The organism is Streptomyces sp. NPDC005151 (assembly GCF_053599875.1).
The window spans coordinates 64,430-81,994 of sequence record NZ_JBSFYR010000029.1 but is presented as its reverse complement, the minus strand read 5'-3'; the positions used below and the strand labels follow the sequence as shown (position 1 = coordinate 81,994).

Sequence of the window (17,565 nt, the reverse complement as noted above, 5' to 3'; positions counted from 1 at the left end):
TTCGAGCTTGGTCGCAAGACGATCTACCAGGGGTCCCGTTCCTCATTCACACCGGGGTTGCATCGCAGGTCACAGCCCTAACGCACCGGTGTTGATCAAGTCTTTGGTCAAAGATCACCGCGAGGAGCTACGAAGCAACGGCTACCATCTCCTGACTGGGACAGAACTGAGGTCCTTCAAGGACCTCAGTCACGTCAAGTCACGCACACCGTCGCTCGCCATCTTCAGTCGCCGAGCCGTCCTCAACGTCGCCATGCTCCTCCGGGACAGCGAAGTCGCACGTCAGGTGCGTACGTACCTGCTCGACAGGGAGTACGTGGCGCGGACTCAGCCTGTGGATAACTTTGTCCACAGTGAGCCCGAGTCCCTCGAGGACCGTATCGACCGACGCATCACCCACATTCTCGGCAAGACCGTCGTCCCCATGTTCAACGCCCTCATCGAGACCTCCGGTGAGCAGCACAGGGAGCTGATCTCCCTCCGGGACGACGTCAAAAAGATCGAGCGGAAGCTCTGCGACCACCACCACCGGCTCAGGCGCCTCGAACAGGCTCAGGGCCCACGCCCCTACACCGGAATCATGGCGTCGATCGACGCCATGAACTGGAGGGAGTTCGAGCACCACGTCGCCGTCCTGCTCCGCCGCGACGGCTGCACCGACATCGTCGTCCACGGCGGCCCCGGCGACCGCGGAGTAGACGTCACCGCGCTGACCGCGGACGGTCGCAGTGTCGTCGCGCAGTGCAAGAGCTTCGCCCCTTACCGTCCGGTGTGGAGTGGCGAGTTGCAGAAGTTCCTCGGAGCTTCCAGGGTCCAGCACCGGGCGGACGTGGCTCTCTTCGTAGCGACAACCTCCTTCACACCCGATGCACGCGCCATAGCCGAGACCCACGGCATCACGGTCGTGGACCGAGGCCACCTCGAGAAGTGGAGCGCCGGGGTACCGCTCCCGGTCCTGCAAGCCGACTGAGAGACCACCGGACGGAGAAAGGCCCGAAGCCGCAAGAGAAAGTTGCGGCTTCGGGCCTTCGCCATCCTAGGGTCAGCGCAGCTCTGCCGGGACCGTACGGTCCTTGTCGACCTTCTCCGTACGCACCAGCTCGCCCCACACGATGTACCGGTACTTCGACGTGTAGACCGGCGTGCAGGTCGTCAGCGTGATGTAGCGGCCGGGCTTCGTCACCCCCGACTCCTTGGGGACCGGCTGGAGCACCTTGACGTTGTACTTCGACGTCTCGGGAAGCTCCTTGAAGACCTTGTAGACGTACCAGGTGTCCTTGGTCTCGAAGACGACGGCGTCCCCCGTCTTCACCTTGTCGATGTTGTGGAACTTCGCCCCGTGCCCGTCGCGGTGCGCCGCCAGCGTGAAGTTGCCCTGCTTGTCCCAGGGGAGAGCCGACTTCACCGGGTCCGTGTAGTAGCCGGCGATGCCGTCGTTGAGGTTCTTGGTGTCGGTGCCCTTCTTGACGAGCACCTCGCCGTTCTTCATCGCGGGTACGTGCAGGAAGCCGATGCCGTCCTTGGTGTCGAGGGCCCCGGGTCCCTCGGCCCAGCGGTCGCGAACGGTGTGGCCCTGCTTCTCGGCCTCGCGGTCGGCGAGCACATTCGTCCACCACAGGGAGTAGACGACGAAGAGGCCCAGCACCAGGCCCGCGGTGATCAGCAGCTCACCGAAGAAACTGACCGCGGTCGCGACGGGATGGCGGTCCCTGCTCCGCACCGGAGGCGCGGACTCGTCGGTCTGCTCGTCCTGCTGCTGGGTCCTCGCTGCCACCGCACCCGTCCCTGTCGTGATGAAGTTCAGCCGACGAGCGCGTCGGGCTTTCCCTTGCTGCGCGGCCGTTCGTCGACCATCTTGCCCCAGACGATCAGCCGGTACGTACTGGTGAATTCAGGCGTACAGGTCGTCAGTGTGATGTAGCGGCCGGGCTTGGTGAAGCCCGAACCGGGCGGCACCGGGGTGATCACCGAGACATTGGACGGGGACGTCTGAGGAAGGACACTGGTCATCTCGTACGTGTAGTACGCATCCTGCGTCTCGACCACGATCGGGTCACCCTTGCGCAGCCGGTTGATGTAGCGGAACGGTTCGCCGTGGGTGTTCCGGTGACCGGCCAGCGCGAAGTTGCCCTGCGCGGCCGACGGCATCGCGGTCTTGAGCGCGCCCTGGCTGTAGTGACCGACCATGCCGCGGTCCAGGACCTTCTCCTTGCTGATGCCCTCGGCGATCGGGGCGACCACATCCAGCTTCGGGATGTGGATGATGGCGAAGCCCTGCCCCGGCTCGAACGCCCCGGGCTTGCGGCCCTTCGCCCAGCCGTCCTGAATCTTGTGCGTCTCTTTCCCGGCGATCTGGTCGGCACGCACATTCGTCCACCACAGCTGGTACGTGACGAACAGCAGCATCAGCACGCCGAGCGAGATGAACAGCTCGCCGGCGACCCGGCTGGCGACCACGGCCGGGCTGTCCTTGGCCGCGCGGGCGGCCCGCCGCGCCTCGACGCGGGACAGCGGACGCCCCTCAGGCGTCGCCGCCGACCAGGTCTCCGGCTGCTGCTCGGCGCGTCGGCGGCCGTGCCCCTTGGCGGCGCGTCGGCGCTCGGCCCGGCCTCCGGTGGTCGGTTCCGTACGCGGTTCGGGTTCTGTGGTCTCCGGACCGGGATCCGGAGCTGCGGCAGGCTCCGTGTCGTACTCCGGCTCTGCTTGCGGTGTCGGAGCCGTCACCGCCCGGTCGGCCAGGCGCCGGGGGTCCGCCGTCCGCAGACCGATCGTCTCGTCGTTGCGGGGGAGCGGCGGCGAGGGCGGAGGCGCCGCGACAGGCTCCTGCTGCCCGTACCAGTCCCGCTCGTACCCCTCGGGGTCGTACCACTCACGCGGCGTCCCCTGAGGCCCCTGTGCCCCTTGTGACGCCTGCGCCTGGCCTTCCCACTGCCGGCCCTGCGCCGCCCCGGTGTCCGCCGTCTCCGCGGGAATGCTCTCCGCCCGGAACCACGGCGAGGCGTGCTGCCCCGGCAGCGGATCGTTCAGCGGGTCCGCCAGCTGGTCGACTGCCGCCTCGAACGCGCCCGTGGCCTCGTACGCTCGTTGCTCGTACGGGCCTTCCTCACCGGTGTCATGCTCGGGGCGGAGTGCGGTCACGCGACAGCCTTGCCCACCACCGGCGCGAGCCCCTCCGACCTCGCGACGGCTCCCGTATCACCGCACCGCACCAGCCAGTTGGCCAGCATCAGATGGCCGTACTCCGTCAGGACCGACTCCGGATGGAACTGCACACCCTCCACTGGCAGTTCGCGGTGGCGCAGCCCCATGATGATGCCGTCGGCCGTGCGCGCCGTGACCTCCAACTCCGGCGGAATCGTCTCCGGTTCGGCGGCGAGCGAGTGGTAGCGAGTCGCGGTGAACGGGGACGGCAGCCCGGCGAAAACGCCCTTGCCCTCGTGCGTCACCGGCGACGTCTTGCCGTGCAGCAGCTCGGGGGCGCGGTCCACCACACCGCCGTACGCCACGGCCATCGACTGCATGCCGAGGCAGACGCCGAAGACCGGGACGCCGGTCGCCGCGCAGTGGCGCACCATCTCGACGCAGACGCCCGCCTGCTCCGGGGTGCCGGGGCCGGGCGAGAGCAGAACGCCGTCGAAGCCGTCCTGGGCGTGTGCCGTGGTCACCTCGTCGTTGCGCAGGACCTCGCATTCGGCGCCGAGCTGGTAGAGGTACTGGACGAGGTTGAAGACGAAGCTGTCGTAGTTGTCGACGACAAGGATGCGGGCGCTCACTGGCCGGCCCCCGTTCCGCTCGTGCCGTCGACCGTCACGTCGCCGAACGGAAGCAGCGGCTCGGCCCACGGGAAGACGTACTGGAAAAGCACATAGACGACGGCGAGTGCCAGTACGAGCGAGATGAGCCCGCGCACCCACGCATTGCCCGGCAGATGCCGCCAGATCCAGCCGTACATGCTGTCCCCTTCATTCGGTACGGGACCAGACTAAAGGGCCGGGGCAGAGGCGTGGGTCAGCTGTGGAAAGCTGCCGGCTTGCCGTCCGTCACAGGCTGCGTCGCGTCGAGATGCGCCCAGGCGATGAGCCGGTGGCTGCTGCCCCATTCGGGATCGCAGGTGGTCAGCGTCAGATAGCGGCCGGGCCCGTCGAAGCCGGACTTGCGGGGGACGGCGTCGATGACACCGGTGTCGCTCGGCACGGTGCGGTACGGCTTCTTCTCGATGCGGTACGTGAACCACGTCGTCCCGTCCGTCAGCACCACCGCGTCGCCGCGGCGCAGCGTCGGGAAGTCCTTGAAGGGATCCCCGTAGGTGCGACGGTGTCCGGCCACCGCGAAATTGCCGACGCCACCGAGGGAGGCGGTTCCGCGGTAGTGGCCGAGCCCCTTCCGCAAGGTTTTGACCTCGGTGTTCTCCAGCACGGGCCACTCCCAGCTCTTGCCGAATCGGGGAATGTACAGCATCGCGAACGGCTTCCCGTCCCGGTAGGCGGCGGGGGCCGGTGATGGCGTGGGTGCGGACGACGGCGAGGCCGAGGGCGACGGCGTGCCTGTCGCGTCCGGCCCGGGTACGGACACGGCCCCCTGCGCCCACTGGTTCTGCAGGGTGTCGATCTGCCCCTCGGTGGCACCGGCGGCCTTCACCCCGGTCCAGAACAGCACGTACACCACAAAAAGGATGATCAAAGCGCCCGCGGTGATGCACAGTTCGCTGAAGGTCCTGACGATCAGTCGCACCGACACCGGTCGGCCTCCCCGGAACTGCTCGCTACTTCACCGGCTTCGCATAGTGGAGATCCACTGTGCCCGAGTAGCCGGGAAGAGTCACCGCCCCGTGCTCGTCGACTTTCCAGCCGAGCCCGTACGCCTTCACGTACAGCAGGTAGTTCCGGATCGAGGAGGAGTTGTCGAGGGCCTTCTTGAGCCGGTCGGGGTCGCCGACCGCGGTGATCTTGTACGGCGGCGAGTAGACCCGGCCCTGGAGAATGAGCGTGTTGCCGACGCAGCGCACCGCGCTGGTGGAGATCAGCCGCTGGTCCATGACCTGGATGCCGCGGGCACCGCCCTGCCAGAGAGCGTTGACGACCGCCTGCAGATCCTGCTGGTGGATGACCAGGTCGTTGGGTTGCGGGTCGGGGTAGCCGGGGTTCGCGGTGGCGTTCGGCGGGGCGTCGTCGAGCGTGACGGCGACGGCCCGGCCGGAGAGCTTCTTGGTGCCCGCGGCCCGCTCCAGCGCCTTGAGCTTGACGTCCTCCGCCTTGGTGCTGCCGTCGTCGCGCTGGGCAAGGGCATCGATGTCCTCGCGCACGGACGCGTTGGAGCCGTCGAGCCCCGCGTTCTTCTCGCTGCGCTGCTGAATGAGGTCGGAGAGCTTCAGCAGCGACGAGTCGGTGCGGATGTTGGTGCCCTTGGCCGTGTTGGCGCTGGTGACGAAGATCAGCCCGGCAAGGGCGAAAACGGCAGCGGTGAGTACTCGGACCGGGTGCCGGAAGGTGCGCCGGACCGGCCCTTGGGGAGAGTCGGCAGAATTGCTCAACGTACCCTTATCTCCTTCGGCGCCACGGAAGCACTACGCTAACGGACGTCCGGGGCAGGCAGCATTCCCCCTCGCGCCCCGCCCCGGCGCCAGCCACAGTTCCCTGCGCGGTCACGCAGCGCATCGACAGGAGAGTTCCTCGTGCCGAAGTCACGTATCCGCAAGAAGGCCGACTTCACGCCGCCTCCGGCGAAGCAGGCAACCAACATAAAGCTGACCAACCGCAGTTGGGTGGCGCCGGTGATGCTGGCGTTCTTCCTGATCGGTCTGGCCTGGATCGTCGTGTTCTATGTGACCGACGGCGATCTGCCCATCAAGACGCTGGGTAACTGGAACATCGTCGTGGGCTTCGGCTTCATCGCCGGTGGCTTCGGCGTCTCCACACAGTGGAAGTAGCCGGACAGCACCCGTAGGACCACAGCCGGCCCCGGTACCGCAACCCTTGCCCTGAGTTACCCACAGCGTTATCCACAGGCGGGGGAAAAGGTCAGACGATCTGTGGATAACTCCCCGGATGTTGACGCCGGTGTGACTGCAGTCTCCCCCATCGAGGGGTGGCACGCCCCTTGTCTCCGCTGGAAAAACCCAGCTCAGCGACAAGGGGCACAGTTGTACCCACAGAATGCACAAGATCGTGCACCCGCTGTGGACAACTGCCCGAGAAGCCCCCCTGGCGGCTGCGATCAGGTCAGTGCGGCAGTTCTGGCAACCACGACGAGGACCACCGCCACCAGGACCAGCGCACAGGTGCCGTACTGCACGAGCGTCCGCCGTTCACGCGGTGCGTGCACCATGGCGATGGCGATCAGCGTGCCCGCGATCAGACCGCCGACATGCGCCTGCCAGGCGATTCCGCCCCAGGGGTTGAACGTGAAGAGCAGGTTCAGCGCGAGGAGCACGAGGACCGGCCGCATGTCGTAGTTCAGCCGACGCATGAGCACGGCGGTGGCGCCCAGCAGACCGAAGATGGCACCGGAGGCACCGAGCGAGCCCTGGTTCGGTGCGGCAAGCCAATAGGTGAGCGCGCTGCCCGCCAGGCCGGAGAGCAGGTAGAGCGCGAGGTAGCGGGCGCGGCCGAGCGCCGCCTCCAGGGGACCGCCGAGCCACCACAGTCCCAGCATGTTGAACGCGATGTGCCACACCTCCTGATGCAGGAACATCGACGTCACCAGCCGGTACCACTGCCCCTCCGCGACCCCTTCCGGTGGACCGCCCTCGTAGAAGGTGGCCCGTCCCAGCAGTGTCAGGTCGTCGAGCAGCGACACCTTCACATGTACCGCGATGAACAGGACGACATTGAGGGCGAGCAGGATCTTGGTGACCAGCCGCGGGTCGGCGGCGACGGTGCCGCCGGCCAGGGTGCGCGGCTGATTGGCAGCCGGGCCGTGCCCCGTGCCTGAACCCTGGCGGACGCAGTCCGGGCACTGGAAGCCGACCGAGGCGCTGACCATGCACTCGGTGCAGATCGGACGGTCGCAGCGCGTGCAGCGGATCCCCGTCTCACGGCCCGGGTGGCGGTAGCAGCTCAATGGGCCGCGGGCATCGGCGGACTGGTCCCGGGCGCCGGGCGGCTGCTCGTCCATCGGTCCCATCACTTGCTGGCCCCCTCGGGTCACGTCGTGGGCGACAGCGCGCATGATGCAGCCCTGCTCGTCCGCTATGTAACCAAGTACGGGCAAGCAGGGCGGTTGGTTCCCGAGACGGCCGATCAGAGAGTGATCACACCATGACCACAGGCAATCATCGGGTCTCGACGACGACCGACTCGATCACCACATCCTGCACCGGGCGGTCGGTGCGCGCGTTGGTCTGGGTGCTCGCGATGGCGTCCACGACCTTCTTGCTGGCCTCGTCCGTCACCTCACCGAAGATGGTGTGCTTGCCGGTCAGCCACGCGGTGGGCGAGACGGTCACGAAGAACTGCGAGCCGTTGGTGCCCGGGCCGGCGTTGGCCATGGCCAGGAGGTACGGCTTGTTGAAGCCGAGGTCCGGGTGGAACTCGTCACCGAACTCGTAGCCCGGGCCGCCGGTGCCGTTGCCCAGCGGGTCCCCGCCCTGGATCATGAAGCCGCTGATGACCCGGTGGAAGACGGTCCCGTCGTACAGCCTGTCCGTGGACTTCTTGCCGGTCGCGGGGTGGGTCCACTCCCGCTCGCCCGTGGCGAGCTCGACGAAGTTCTTGACCGTCTTGGGCGCGTGGTTCGGCAGAAGCCGGATCTCGATGTCGCCTTGGCTGGTCTTCAAGGTGGCGTATAGCTGCTCGGCCACGATCTGCCTTCCGTAAGTCTTCGCTGACGTCCACCGATCCTCGCACGGCCGATCCGTCGCACGGCCTTCCTGCGGCTCCCCGCAGGAACAAAAGAGGCCAAGTGCGTGACGAACCGGCGCGTGCTGAACCGAACCGTGGCATTGTCATCGGCAAGCTCCCCTTGCACCACATTGCTCACAAACATCGCTTATTACCGTTTCGCATGACCGTCTCTCATGCCCCGGATGCCCGCCCCACATGCCGCACACGCCATCGCGGGGCATGATTTCGAAATGGGCGGAAAGGCGGAGTACCTACCCGCCACCAAGGAGGAGGATCCCGTGACCCGCATCGACAGCGTGCGCGCCGCAACCGACTCGGCGAAGGAAAGCGTGCAGCACGCCGCGGAAGTGGTGGCGCCCTACGCCGACTCGGCCAAGGACCAGGCGGCACACTATGCGCACGAGGCCCGTACGCGGCTCGCGCCGAGGGTGTCGAAGGCAGCCCAGCAGGCCCGCGTCCAGTACGACGCGCATCTCGCACCACGTATCGAACTGGCTCGCGCGCATGTGCCCCCCAAGGTCGACGAGGCCGCCCAGCGCGCCGCGCTCCGCACCCGTCAGGCAGCCAGGAGCGCCGCGGAGTACACCGTGCCCCGCGTCGAGCAGGCGATGGCCGCCGCCCAGCCCGTCGCCGGGGAAGCCGCGGCCCGCAGCGCCGCGGCACTGGCCGCACTGCGCGGGCAGGTCACGGCGAAGGAGATCAAGAAGCTGGCCAGAAAGCATGAGCGGCGGGCCAAGGCCGGGCGCGCGCTCAAGGTGGTGGCCGTGGTCTCCGTCCTGGCAGTCGGCGCCTACGCCGCGTGGCGGTGGTGGGACAAGCAGGCCAATCCGGACTGGCTGGTCGAGCCCCCCGCCCCCACGGAGGTCGCCGACCGTACGCCGCTGACCTCGGTCGACGGCAGCGGGCCGACGGCTGTGGACCCCGAGGTCCGCGCCAAGCAGGCCGAGTCGGACAAGACGGACGAGGTGGACGGCACCGACCTCGACGACGGCCGCTGAGAGCCTGTCGGGTGACCTTCGATCGGAAAGCGGAAGCGGTCTGGCGCGTGCGATTCCAAGGCGCCGGAAGGTCATCGGATGGGGTCTCCCCTGCTCGAACGAAGCTGAGAGCTTGGGGAAGGAGCTACTAGGGCATTTCGGCAACGCGGGAAGCGTGCGTGCCAGGGCGTGGCCGCCCGATCAGAGGTCACCCGACAGGCTCTGAGCCGCCACAGCCGCCCGGCCCACGGCAGACACACAAGAGAGCCCCTCCGACCTGCGTTTCCGCAGATCGGAGGGGCTCTTGACGTGGAGCCTAGGAGATTCGAACTCCTGACATCTGCCTTGCAAAGGCAGCGCTCTACCAACTGAGCTAAGGCCCCGAAAAAGAGGACAGCACCAGACGCATCAGCGTCTTGGTCACCGCCGCAGACCAGACTACCGGGTGACCCCCTGAATCTTCCAAAAAGATGGGGACTCCCGGTCGGCAACCACTCTCCGTAAGATGCTGGACGAGGTTCGCAGCAGCGAAGCCTCAGCGAAGGGGAGACGCCATGGATGCAGTTCAGCAGGAAGCAACGGCAAGAGCCAGGGAACTTCAGCGCAGCTGGTACGGGGAACCGCTGGGCGCGCTATTCCGCCGGCTCATCGACGATCTCGGCCTGAACCAGGCCCGGCTCGCCGCCGTACTCGGGCTGTCCGCACCCATGCTGTCCCAGCTGATGAGCGGCCAGCGGGCGAAGATCGGCAACCCCGCGGTCGTCCAGCGTGTCCAGGCTCTGCAGGAGCTGGCCAGCCAGGTCGCCGACGGCAGCGTCAGCGCGGGCGAGGCCACCGACCGCATGGAAGAGATCAAGAAGTCCCAGGGCGGTTCCGTCCTCACCGGCACCGGTCAGACCACGACCAGCGGCGGGGCACCCACCGTCCGTCGCGTGGTCCGTGAGATCCAGTCGCTGCTGCGGTCGGTCGCTGCCGCCGGTGACATCATCGATGCCGCCGACTCCCTCGCCCCGACCCACCCGGAACTGGCAGAGTTCCTCAGGGTGTACGGCGCCGGCCGCACCGCGGACGCGGTCGCGCACTACGAAGGACACCAGAGCTAGGACCTTTCTTTCGGTTCGGGCCGGATTCAGGGGGCGGAACCTGGTACGTGCGGCTGCCAGGCGGAGGAGGGAAACAGCGCCGGGCGTTGTGGACCGACGACAACGCGGCAGATGTGCGTACCAGACCCCACAAGCTCAGCCGAATGAAAGATCCTGGTGCACTACCCCCGAGAGCCAAGCACGAGCCGAAACAGGAACTGGGAGCGGGCACAGCGCAATGGGTGAGGTCTTCGCTGGTCGGTACGAGCTGATCGATCCGATCGGACGTGGTGGCGTCGGCGCCGTCTGGCGAGCCTGGGACCACCGGCGCCGCCGGTACGTGGCGGCCAAGGTGCTTCAGCAGAGCGACGCACACACGCTGCTGCGCTTCGTCCGCGAGCAGGCCCTGCGGATCGAGCATCCTCATGTGCTCGCCCCGGCCAGTTGGGCCGCGGACGACGACAAGGTCCTGTTCACCATGGATCTGGTGAGCGGCGGCTCGCTTGCGCATGTCATCGGCGACTACGGCCCACTGCCCCCGCGCTTCGTCTGCACGCTGCTCGACCAGCTGCTGTCCGGACTGTCGACGGTGCATGCGGAAGGCGTCGTGCACCGCGACATCAAGCCCGCCAACATCCTGATGGAGGCCACCGGCACCGGCCGGCCGCACCTGCGGCTCTCCGACTTCGGCATCTCCATGCGCAAGGGCGAGCCCCGCCTGACCGAGACCAACTATGTGGTGGGAACGCCGGGTTACTTCGCGCCCGAGCAGATGATGGGCGCAGAGCCCGACTTCCCCGCGGACCTCTTCGCCGTGGGGCTTGTCGCGCTCTATCTGCTGCAGGGGAAGAAGCCGGACGCCCGGGCCCTCGTCGAATACTTCGCCTCGCACGGCACCCCCAGCGCCCCGCCAGGCATCCCGGAACCGCTGTGGCAGGTCCTCGCAGGTCTTCTGCAGCCGGATCCGCAGGCCCGGTTCCGCACGGCCACCGGCGCGCGCAAGGCGCTGACGGCCGCGGTCGAGATGCTGCCGGAGCCAGGTGCCGACGACGAACCGGTGGAGGTCTTCGACCAACTCGGCCCGCTGCCCGCCGGTTTCGGCCCCGAAGGCCCGATCGCCACCCCCAGGCCGCCCTCCCCGGCCGACCACACCGCACACGCGGGCCAGGCCGCACAGCAGGCCGTACAGCAGCCGCACACCCCACCGCCCTCCCCGATGTCGGAGACGGGCAGCTTCCATCTCGCCCCGCCTCCGCAGCAGCCGCCCACGCCGCTGCCCCAGCCGGCCCAGCCTGCCCCTGCCCCCACTCCGCTCCCGGCGCATACGGGTTCCCCCTTCCCTGCCGCCCCATCGGACCTCTCCCAGACCCCGACATTCGCGGTGCGGCGCGAACCGGTTCCTACTCGTGCATACACCGCCGAGCAGCAGCAGGTTCCGCACCCCGGGGCGGGATTTCCCCCGCACTTCGCTCCGGCATCGCCCCCGACCCACCCCATGGCCGCCGCTCCCGCACCGGCATCGCAGAAGCGTCCGGGACCGCCCCCGAAGGTGGCGATCCCGGTCCTGCTGGTGGCGCTGATCTGTTTCGCCGTCGGAATCTGGGCACTGACCCAGGCCTGAGGCCCGGTGGCCGCGGCCGCTGTCACCAGGCCTGCGGCGGCCCTCCGTACGGCTGCTGCCCGGCCGTACCACCGGCAGGACCGCCTGCGACGGCCACCGTGCGGCGACGCGCGAGCAGCGTCCACGCCCCGAGCCCGACCACCAGCGCGGCGCCTGCGCCGATCCCGGCCGCGCCCACCATCTTCATCGTGTTGCTCTTGTCGGCCTGAGGTGCGCTCTGCCCGCTCCTGGCCATGTCCTTGTCGTCCTGCGTCACACCGAAGACTCCGGCGGAACCCTCGTACGGCGATGGTTCCGCCGCGTTCTCGACCTGCACCCTGAGAGTCATCGGGATCGCCTTCTTCCCGTAGGCCTTCTCGACCTCCGGGCTGAGCGACACCGACAGGTAGTACCAGCCCGCGAACCGCATGGCACTCTCGCCGGCACGGGACGTGAAGCGGTTCTCGTACGCCACCGGGGGCAGCGGATCGAGCGACACCGAGGCGGGGTTGCCGGAGTACGACAACGGCGAGGCCTCGTCGACATGGCCGTGCGCCGGATTGTCCAGGGACACTGCGAGCGCGTTGCTGACGTACTCGTCCGAACCGCCGACACTGTTGCCGAGGTCGACGCTGGCGAAGATCTGCTGTCCCCAGTCCACCGGCACCTGGTAGAAGAGGGTCTGCCCCGGCTCGATGCCGTCCTTCCACGTGCCGGTATCCAGGCTGGTGGCGTCGTAGTAGCTCGTGCCGCCGGGCCGCTCCTCCTCCTTCTTGGCCCGCGTGGGCGGTGTCGGCGACGCCGAGGGCCAGTCCTCCGGGGCCTCGGTCGGTGCCGTCCCGCCCTTCTTCACCTTCGGCTCCGACTCGTAACGGAGCTCCAGGTCCCAGGCGTCCGGCGTCGAGGTGGCCTTGCTCTCCCGCTCGATCAGGACGTTGTACGTACCGGCGTCCCGACAGGTGCTGCTGTCCTTGTCCGTGATCCGGTAGGCGTACGCAGCGATCGGACGCGGGAACTCGGCCGCCTCGAAGCGGGCGTCCTCGGAACTGCACTGCAGGTCCGTGCTGTCCCTGATGCTGACCGTGATGCCGTCCCCGTACGCGACCTTGCCACCGGCCTTAGGTACGGCCACCGCCGAGACGTACGCGTTCGTGGCGTCGTCGAGGGCGAGGCGGTAGTAGAGCTTCTCGCCCGGTTTGATCGAGCTCCCGTAGACCGATCCGGGCTTCAGGTCCGACGCTTCGGTGCTGACCTCCGCGCCCGGGACCGCCTTCGCCCCGGGGGCGAAGGTGTACGCAGCAGGCTCACCGGCCGCGTACACCTGCCCCGGCAGCGCCGCCACCGCGCACATCGCCGCGACCGCGGCGAGCGTCGCCCGGCCCCTGTTGCGCTGCCTCATCACGCGCTTCCCCTCGTCGTCTGTGTGGCCGACCTGCGGCGGCTGCGTACGAACACGAGCCCGGCGATCACCACCACGGCGCCCGCCCCGGCAGCGGCCGCAACGCCGGTCCATCCTGCCCCGCCCGTACCTCCGCTGTCTCCGGCCGCAGCCGAATTGCCCTCCTTGTCCGCCCTCTTGCCCTCTCCCCTGTCCGGCTTCCCGGCGAGGACGGCGGCATGGTGCTCGGGGCCGGCCCGCTCGTCCCCGAGCACCGACACCCGCAGCACCACACCGATCTGCGCGTTCTCGGCAATCCCGGCAGCCTGCGCGCCCAGCGTCACCGAGATGTAGAACTCGCCCCCGGCATGCACCGGCTGGACCGTCCCCCGGTACTCGTAGCGGTTGGTCCAGGCGACCGGCACCGAACCCATCCTGATCGCGGCCGGACTGCCGCTGTACAGGGCCGACGAGGTGAACTCGCCACCGCCGCCGACCGGGAAGCGGGCCGGTGTGAACAGCTGTGTCGCACCGTACGAGTACGTCGAGGCGACCCCCGCGACCGTGGGTTCGTTGGCGAACTCCACGTCGTAGCGCACCTGCTGGCCCCAGCCCGCCGGAACCTTGTACCAGAGCGTCTGTGCCGGCAGGATCCGGTCGCGCCACACGCCCGGGCCGAGCTTCTCGGCGTCGTTGAATCCGGTGCCTCCCTGCACATCACGGGGGTTGCCGGAGGGCAGCACCGCGCTCTTGCCGCCCGCCCCGTACTCCGGCTCGGACGCGGCGGGCGTGACACCCTTCTTCAGCGGTGCCTCCACCCCGTACACGAGCTCCAGCGGCCAACGCGCGGCATCGGAACCCTTCTTGCTCGCCCGTTCCACCACCAGCCAGTAGTGGCCCGCCCGGTCGCAGCTGCGGGTCCCCTCGGCGGAAGGGATACGGGCGACGGCCGAGGTCAGCGGGGTCGCGCCCTCCTTCTGGTAGAAGCGCGCGGTGTCCGTCGCGCAGGAACTGTCGGTGCCGTACACAATGCTGGTACGCAGCGCGTCGAAGGTGTCGACGGCGGCCCCCGGCTGCGGTACCGCCGTCGCCGAGAAGTCCGCCGTGGACGCGGCGTCCAGACCGACCGCGTAGTACCGCCTCTCGCCCGGACCGATGGTGTCCAGATACTGCCCGGGTACCAGCGCGGGCGCCCGGCCGCCGGTCGCGGCGCCCTCGACCCGCTTGCCATGGAACCGGTAGCCGTCCGCCGAGAGTTGCGCCGCCCGTTGCAACTGCCTGGCCAGCGACTTGGCGTCCGGTGCGTCGTAGTAGCGGCCGTTGCCCGCCTCCGCGATGCATTCGAGCTGCTCGCGGGCTCGGCCCTTCACCTGGAAGCCGACGGTGTCGATGCGCAGCCCGATCCCCTCCTTGCCGAGCCGCTCGGCCACCTCGCAGGGCTGCGGCGTACCGCAGTTGTCCTCGCCGTCGGAGATCAGCAGGATCGTGCGCGTCCCGATGGCACCGTCCGCGGGCTCAGGAAGGTCGTTCGCGGCCTTTTGCAGGGAGAGCCCGACAGGAGTGTCGCCCCTGGGCCGCAGGTCTGCCACGGCCTGCTTCACCGCAGCCCGGTCGAGCGCCTTCACCGGGCGGACGAGACGGGTGTCCGTGCAGCCCCGGGGCCGGTCGGCGCCGTACACCCGCAGACCGGTCGGGTAGCCGCCGGGAAGACCGTCCACGACGGTGCCCACAGCGGTACGGGCGGACTCCATCCGGGTCCGGCCCGTTCCGTCGTCGTCCGCCATGGAGCCGGAGGAGTCCAGCACCATGACCAGGCTGCTGCTGCCGTCCCGGGAGGTCGTGGCCGGGGCTGCAGATGTGCCGTCCGCAGCCGTGCCGGCCGCCGTGGCGGGCATCGCACCCGCGACCAGGGCGAGCAGCGCCCCGCCGATCCAAGTCCCCTCTGCTGAAGTACGGCGATGGTTCCGTGCTCTCACTCGTGCCCCCTCGACCGGCCTACCGACCTCTTTGCTCTCGCAACCTATTGATTTGCGTAGGCGAATTCAAGAGCACAGATGTCACGGTCCCGCAACAGCACGAAGCCCCGGTCGCTCAGCGACCGGGGCTTACACAAGGCTGTTCTGTCTCAGACACCCGAACCTGCGGGCACGGAGTCAGTCGCCTCCGTCCACAGATCCTGCTCGGCGCGATCCGCCTGGATCTGGCGGTACACGAGGAGCCCGCCGATGGCGGCCAGTGCGACCAGGAGAAGCTTCTTCACCGCGCGACCTCGTCTTTCCTTGACGTAGGGGACTTCTGCCGCCCGACTATACACACCGACCGATACCGATCAGTGACCTGCCTGCGACCTGGCTGGTTCCCGGACAAAAGCGGCCATCCCACCCCACCCCGCATCGGTCCGTCCAGCCCGGTTGCACCATACGAGTGGTGTTCATCTGAAGATCGGCGGATCCGCGGCGTCGGTCCCCGAAATCGCGAGCCACATCCACATCATCAGAAAGGTAATCAAACCGGACCACCCGAAAGCGAGGGGCCATGAGCACCTTCAAGGCCAAGAGCATCTGGACCGCCTTCATCACCGCCTTCTTCGCGCTTCTCGCGTCGATGGGGCTCATCAGCACCCCCGCCGCCGCGGCCGCGCAGCCGAAGGCCACGACTCAGAAGCACACGGGTGCGACGGCGGCAACCGCGACCACCCCGTCAGTGCGATGGACCCTTCCGCGTGACAGGTCGCTGCCACCCACGATGAAGCAGCGCATCCGCGCCGAGGCACACGGCTCCTCACCGGCCACCAGGCAACTGCCGACGGACCTGAGGGACGCCATGGGCGCCACAGGCACCACCGGTGCCGCCCGCACCGCCCACGGGGCCCCGGCGGGGGACGCATCCCTCCTGCCACCGTGAGAGCGGCGCCACTGACGCACAGGGCCCCCGTCCGGTTCACACCGGACGGGGCCTTTTCGTGCGCCGGGCAGCCGGGGGCCGGCTTCGTGCCCACCATGGCAGTGGCGGACGGACTCGCAGTCCGCGAAGCCTTGCTCCACGGTCCCCGAACGCGCGATCCCCTGCGCCGACAGGGCCGTTCCCGAGCCCCGCGCTCCGATACCCAAGACCGTGCAGCCCCCGCCGCGGAACCCTGCACGCCCCTGCCGCGCGCATCCCCGTACAACCACGCACAAGCTCGGAGCGGGGCGGCATGATCGACCCTGCGGGCTTCACCCGGAGCTGCGAGCGTCTCGTGACCGGATCGGCATGACCATGGACGTCTATACGCACGTGGTCGGCTCCGACGAGCGGGAAGCCGTCGCGATGCTCGCCGAGCTGCTGGCAGACCCACCCATCAGCTGATGCCGGCCGTAGATGCCAAAGACCCCCAACGATGATCGGTTGGGGGTCTTTGTACTGGTGGGGCCAACAGGATTTGAACCTGTGGCCTCATCCTTATCAGGTCGGTCAGAGGGCCGCTGTCACCCAGAGGAGTCCCTGAGTTGCGCTGGTGCTACGGCCGCTGAGATCCGCCCTGATCCGGCTCCGTCCACCGCTGTTGGCGTCAGCCGATGATGTCGGACATCAGCGGTCCTCTTGACATGCGTGGCCCACGAAGATGTAACCGGCCTGTCGCGTGTTCCCCGTGACCGTCAGCCGACCGGCACGGTCACGGCACGGATCTCGCTGTACGGCGAGTAGTTCCCGGCCGCGTCATAGGTACGGGCCCGGTACTCATAGGTGCGCCCGTCGGCGGGCATCGGGTCGCAGACGGTGGCCGTGGCGGCGAAGCGTGGGTCGTAACCCTGGTGCAGGACAACCGACCAGGTGTCCGTCCCCGCCTCGCGGCGCTCGATCTCGAAGCCGGTGAAGTCGCGGATCGGGGCCGGCGTGTTGTCGGTGGCGGTCGCCCGGATGCTGCTCGCGCAGGAGCTCAGGGTCAGGTCGGGGGCGTAGTAGGGGGCGATGCCGTCGGGGATGTTGAGCCAGAGCTCATCGGTGGCGTAGGGGACGAGCCGGTCCGGGTTGTAGGTGGTGGTGCCGCCGTCGTTGGTGACGAGGACACGGTAGTGGCGGGCCTCGCCGTCGGCGGTGACGGGACGGTGGTCCAGGTGTTGCCCTTGGTGGTGCCGAGCGGGACCCAGACCCAGTAGCCGTCCACCTTGTCGTTGCTCAGGACCGTGTAGTGGTCGAAGTGCGGCTCGGTGTTGAGGGGCCACTTCAGGGCGACCTTGCCGGTCGCCTTGTCGTAGGTACCGGTCAGGGAAGCGACGACGGGCAGGGGACGGACGATGGTGTCCGCGCTGCCCGACGAGGTGTTGCCCGCCTTGTCCTTGGCGCGGACCTCGTAGTAGTAGGGCGTGCGGTCGTCGGGGTTCACGAGGGGGTCGGTGTGGCTGCGGGCGGTGGTCGTGGTGACCTTCGTCCAGGTGCTGGAGCCGACGGGCCGCCGGTAGAGGGAGTAACTCGCCAGGTCCATCTCCTTGTTGGCGGACCAGGAGACGGTCGTCTTGCGGGTCGTGGTGTTGTAGGCGGTCTTCACGCCGGTGGGGGCGAGTGGCTTCGTCTTGTCGTACGTGGCCGAAGTCCGGGGCGTATACGTGTACGCGACCTTCGCGGCGCCTGACCAGTTCACGTAGTCGACGCGGACGGTGTGCTTGCCGGACTGGACGGTGAAGTTGAGGTGCGTTAGATCCTGTTG

The 17,565-nt window shown here is 68.4% G+C and carries 18 protein-coding genes and 1 tRNA gene; 6 read left to right on the top strand and 13 right to left on the bottom strand.

What is annotated here, in order from left to right:
• Nucleotides 1–970, top strand: a 970-nt coding sequence (locus tag ACWD6R_RS18005) for a restriction endonuclease (protein WP_451819554.1), incomplete at its 5' end; no start/stop codon positions are given.
• A gap of 72 nt (nucleotides 971–1,042) precedes the next feature.
• On the opposite strand, the gene ACWD6R_RS18000 is transcribed toward ACWD6R_RS18005, so the two are convergent.
• Genes ACWD6R_RS18000 through ACWD6R_RS17975 form a run of 6 tightly spaced genes read right to left on the bottom strand, consistent with a single transcriptional unit; the run spans nucleotide 1,043 to nucleotide 5,530 of the window.
• Nucleotides 1,043–1,774, bottom strand: coding sequence for a class E sortase (locus ACWD6R_RS18000; RefSeq protein WP_451819553.1), 732 nt, complete (start codon nucleotides 1,772–1,774; stop codon nucleotides 1,043–1,045).
• A gap of 26 nt (nucleotides 1,775–1,800) precedes the next feature.
• On the bottom strand, nucleotides 1,801–3,138 hold the full coding sequence (locus ACWD6R_RS17995) for a class E sortase (protein WP_451819552.1): 1,338 nt from the start codon (nucleotides 3,136–3,138) through the stop codon (nucleotides 1,801–1,803).
• A complete protein-coding gene (locus tag ACWD6R_RS17990; RefSeq protein ID WP_451819551.1) occupies nucleotides 3,135–3,773 on the bottom strand; it encodes an aminodeoxychorismate/anthranilate synthase component II in 639 nt (212 codons plus the stop codon). The genes ACWD6R_RS17995 and ACWD6R_RS17990 overlap by 4 nt, the downstream gene beginning before the upstream one ends.
• The gene (locus ACWD6R_RS17985; RefSeq protein WP_037702041.1) at nucleotides 3,770–3,952 is read right to left on the bottom strand and encodes a hypothetical protein; all 183 of its coding nucleotides are present in this window, start codon (nucleotides 3,950–3,952) and stop codon (nucleotides 3,770–3,772) included. Before ACWD6R_RS17985 ends, ACWD6R_RS17990 begins: the two co-directional genes overlap by 4 nt.
• A 56-nt stretch (nucleotides 3,953–4,008) precedes the next feature.
• On the bottom strand, nucleotides 4,009–4,737 hold the full coding sequence (locus ACWD6R_RS17980; RefSeq protein ID WP_451819550.1) for a class E sortase: 729 nt from the start codon (nucleotides 4,735–4,737) through the stop codon (nucleotides 4,009–4,011).
• Nucleotides 4,738–4,762: 25 nt separating this feature from the next.
• Nucleotides 4,763–5,530 (bottom strand): DUF881 domain-containing protein, encoded by a 768-nt coding sequence (locus ACWD6R_RS17975; RefSeq protein WP_451819549.1) that lies wholly within the window; start codon nucleotides 5,528–5,530, stop codon nucleotides 4,763–4,765.
• Nucleotides 5,531–5,671: 141 nt separating this feature from the next.
• Here ACWD6R_RS17975 and crgA point away from each other — a divergent pair, with 141 nt between their 5' ends.
• Complete coding sequence (gene crgA, locus ACWD6R_RS17970) at nucleotides 5,672–5,926, top strand: cell division protein CrgA (protein ID WP_359109441.1); 255 nt, start codon at nucleotides 5,672–5,674, stop codon at nucleotides 5,924–5,926.
• A gap of 287 nt (nucleotides 5,927–6,213) precedes the next feature.
• On the opposite strand, the gene ACWD6R_RS17965 is transcribed toward crgA, so the two are convergent.
• Both ACWD6R_RS17965 and ACWD6R_RS17960 read right to left on the bottom strand, forming a co-directional pair.
• Entirely contained in the window at nucleotides 6,214–7,113 is a 900-nt protein-coding gene (locus ACWD6R_RS17965) for a rhomboid family intramembrane serine protease (RefSeq protein WP_451819562.1), read from the bottom strand.
• Between the two features lie 157 nt (nucleotides 7,114–7,270).
• Nucleotides 7,271–7,798 carry a peptidylprolyl isomerase gene (locus ACWD6R_RS17960; RefSeq protein WP_451819548.1) on the bottom strand — a complete coding sequence of 176 codons (528 nt, stop codon included), beginning with the start codon at nucleotides 7,796–7,798 and terminating at the stop codon, nucleotides 7,271–7,273.
• 321 nt (nucleotides 7,799–8,119) lie between these two features.
• Here ACWD6R_RS17960 and ACWD6R_RS17955 point away from each other — a divergent pair, with 321 nt between their 5' ends.
• Nucleotides 8,120–8,839, top strand: a complete 720-nt coding sequence (locus ACWD6R_RS17955) for a DUF5324 family protein (RefSeq protein WP_451819561.1) — start codon at nucleotides 8,120–8,122, stop codon at nucleotides 8,837–8,839.
• A 289-nt stretch (nucleotides 8,840–9,128) separates the two neighbouring features.
• Here ACWD6R_RS17955 and ACWD6R_RS17950 read toward each other — a convergent pair.
• Nucleotides 9,129–9,201, bottom strand: a tRNA-Ala gene (locus tag ACWD6R_RS17950).
• A gap of 171 nt (nucleotides 9,202–9,372) precedes the next feature.
• On the opposite strand from ACWD6R_RS17950, the gene ACWD6R_RS17945 reads away from it, so the two are divergent.
• Both ACWD6R_RS17945 and ACWD6R_RS17940 read left to right on the top strand, forming a co-directional pair.
• Nucleotides 9,373–9,921 carry a helix-turn-helix domain-containing protein gene (locus ACWD6R_RS17945; RefSeq protein WP_266983753.1) on the top strand — a complete coding sequence of 183 codons (549 nt, stop codon included), beginning with the start codon at nucleotides 9,373–9,375 and terminating at the stop codon, nucleotides 9,919–9,921.
• A 217-nt stretch (nucleotides 9,922–10,138) separates the two neighbouring features.
• Nucleotides 10,139–11,521, top strand: coding sequence for a serine/threonine protein kinase (locus ACWD6R_RS17940; protein WP_451819547.1), 1,383 nt, complete (start codon nucleotides 10,139–10,141; stop codon nucleotides 11,519–11,521).
• Nucleotides 11,522–11,543: 22 nt separating this feature from the next.
• Here ACWD6R_RS17940 and ACWD6R_RS17935 read toward each other — a convergent pair whose 3' ends face one another.
• The 3 genes from ACWD6R_RS17935 to ACWD6R_RS17925 all read right to left on the bottom strand — a co-directional run bounded on the left by ACWD6R_RS17935 (nucleotide 11,544) and on the right by ACWD6R_RS17925 (nucleotide 15,138).
• Nucleotides 11,544–12,899, bottom strand: a complete 1,356-nt coding sequence (locus ACWD6R_RS17935) for a hypothetical protein (protein ID WP_451819546.1) — start codon at nucleotides 12,897–12,899, stop codon at nucleotides 11,544–11,546.
• Entirely contained in the window at nucleotides 12,899–14,773 is a 1,875-nt protein-coding gene (locus tag ACWD6R_RS17930) for a vWA domain-containing protein (RefSeq protein ID WP_451819560.1), read from the bottom strand. The genes ACWD6R_RS17935 and ACWD6R_RS17930 overlap by 1 nt, the downstream gene beginning before the upstream one ends.
• A 230-nt stretch (nucleotides 14,774–15,003) precedes the next feature.
• Entirely contained in the window at nucleotides 15,004–15,138 is a 135-nt protein-coding gene (locus ACWD6R_RS17925; RefSeq protein WP_003958712.1) for a DLW-39 family protein, read from the bottom strand.
• Between the two features lie 275 nt (nucleotides 15,139–15,413).
• Here ACWD6R_RS17925 and ACWD6R_RS17920 point away from each other — a divergent pair, with 275 nt between their 5' ends.
• Nucleotides 15,414–15,782 carry a DUF6344 domain-containing protein gene (locus ACWD6R_RS17920; protein ID WP_451819545.1) on the top strand — a complete coding sequence of 123 codons (369 nt, stop codon included), beginning with the start codon at nucleotides 15,414–15,416 and terminating at the stop codon, nucleotides 15,780–15,782.
• Nucleotides 15,783–16,803: 1,021 nt separating this feature from the next.
• Here ACWD6R_RS17920 and ACWD6R_RS17915 read toward each other — a convergent pair.
• Nucleotides 16,804–17,499 (bottom strand): hypothetical protein, encoded by a 696-nt coding sequence (locus ACWD6R_RS17915; protein WP_451819544.1) that lies wholly within the window; start codon nucleotides 17,497–17,499, stop codon nucleotides 16,804–16,806.
• Between the last annotated feature and the right edge of the window lie 66 nt (nucleotides 17,500–17,565).

Bases quoted from the DNA above. Each gene is read 5' to 3' on its own strand.
- ACWD6R_RS17940 (WP_451819547.1), top strand. From the start codon at position 10,139: ATGGGTGAGGTCTTCGCTGGTCGGTACGAGCTGATCGATCCGATCGGA.
- ACWD6R_RS17930 (WP_451819560.1), bottom strand. From the start codon at position 14,773: ATGCCCGCCACGGCGGCCGGCACGGCTGCGGACGGCACATCTGCAGCC.
- ACWD6R_RS17945 (WP_266983753.1), top strand. From the start codon at position 9,373: ATGGATGCAGTTCAGCAGGAAGCAACGGCAAGAGCCAGGGAACTTCAG.
- ACWD6R_RS17965 (WP_451819562.1), bottom strand. From the start codon at position 7,113: ATGGACGAGCAGCCGCCCGGCGCCCGGGACCAGTCCGCCGATGCCCGC.
- ACWD6R_RS17920 (WP_451819545.1), top strand. From the start codon at position 15,414: ATGAGCACCTTCAAGGCCAAGAGCATCTGGACCGCCTTCATCACCGCC.
- ACWD6R_RS17935 (WP_451819546.1), bottom strand. From the start codon at position 12,899: ATGAGGCAGCGCAACAGGGGCCGGGCGACGCTCGCCGCGGTCGCGGCG.
- ACWD6R_RS17985 (WP_037702041.1), bottom strand. From the start codon at position 3,952: ATGTACGGCTGGATCTGGCGGCATCTGCCGGGCAATGCGTGGGTGCGC.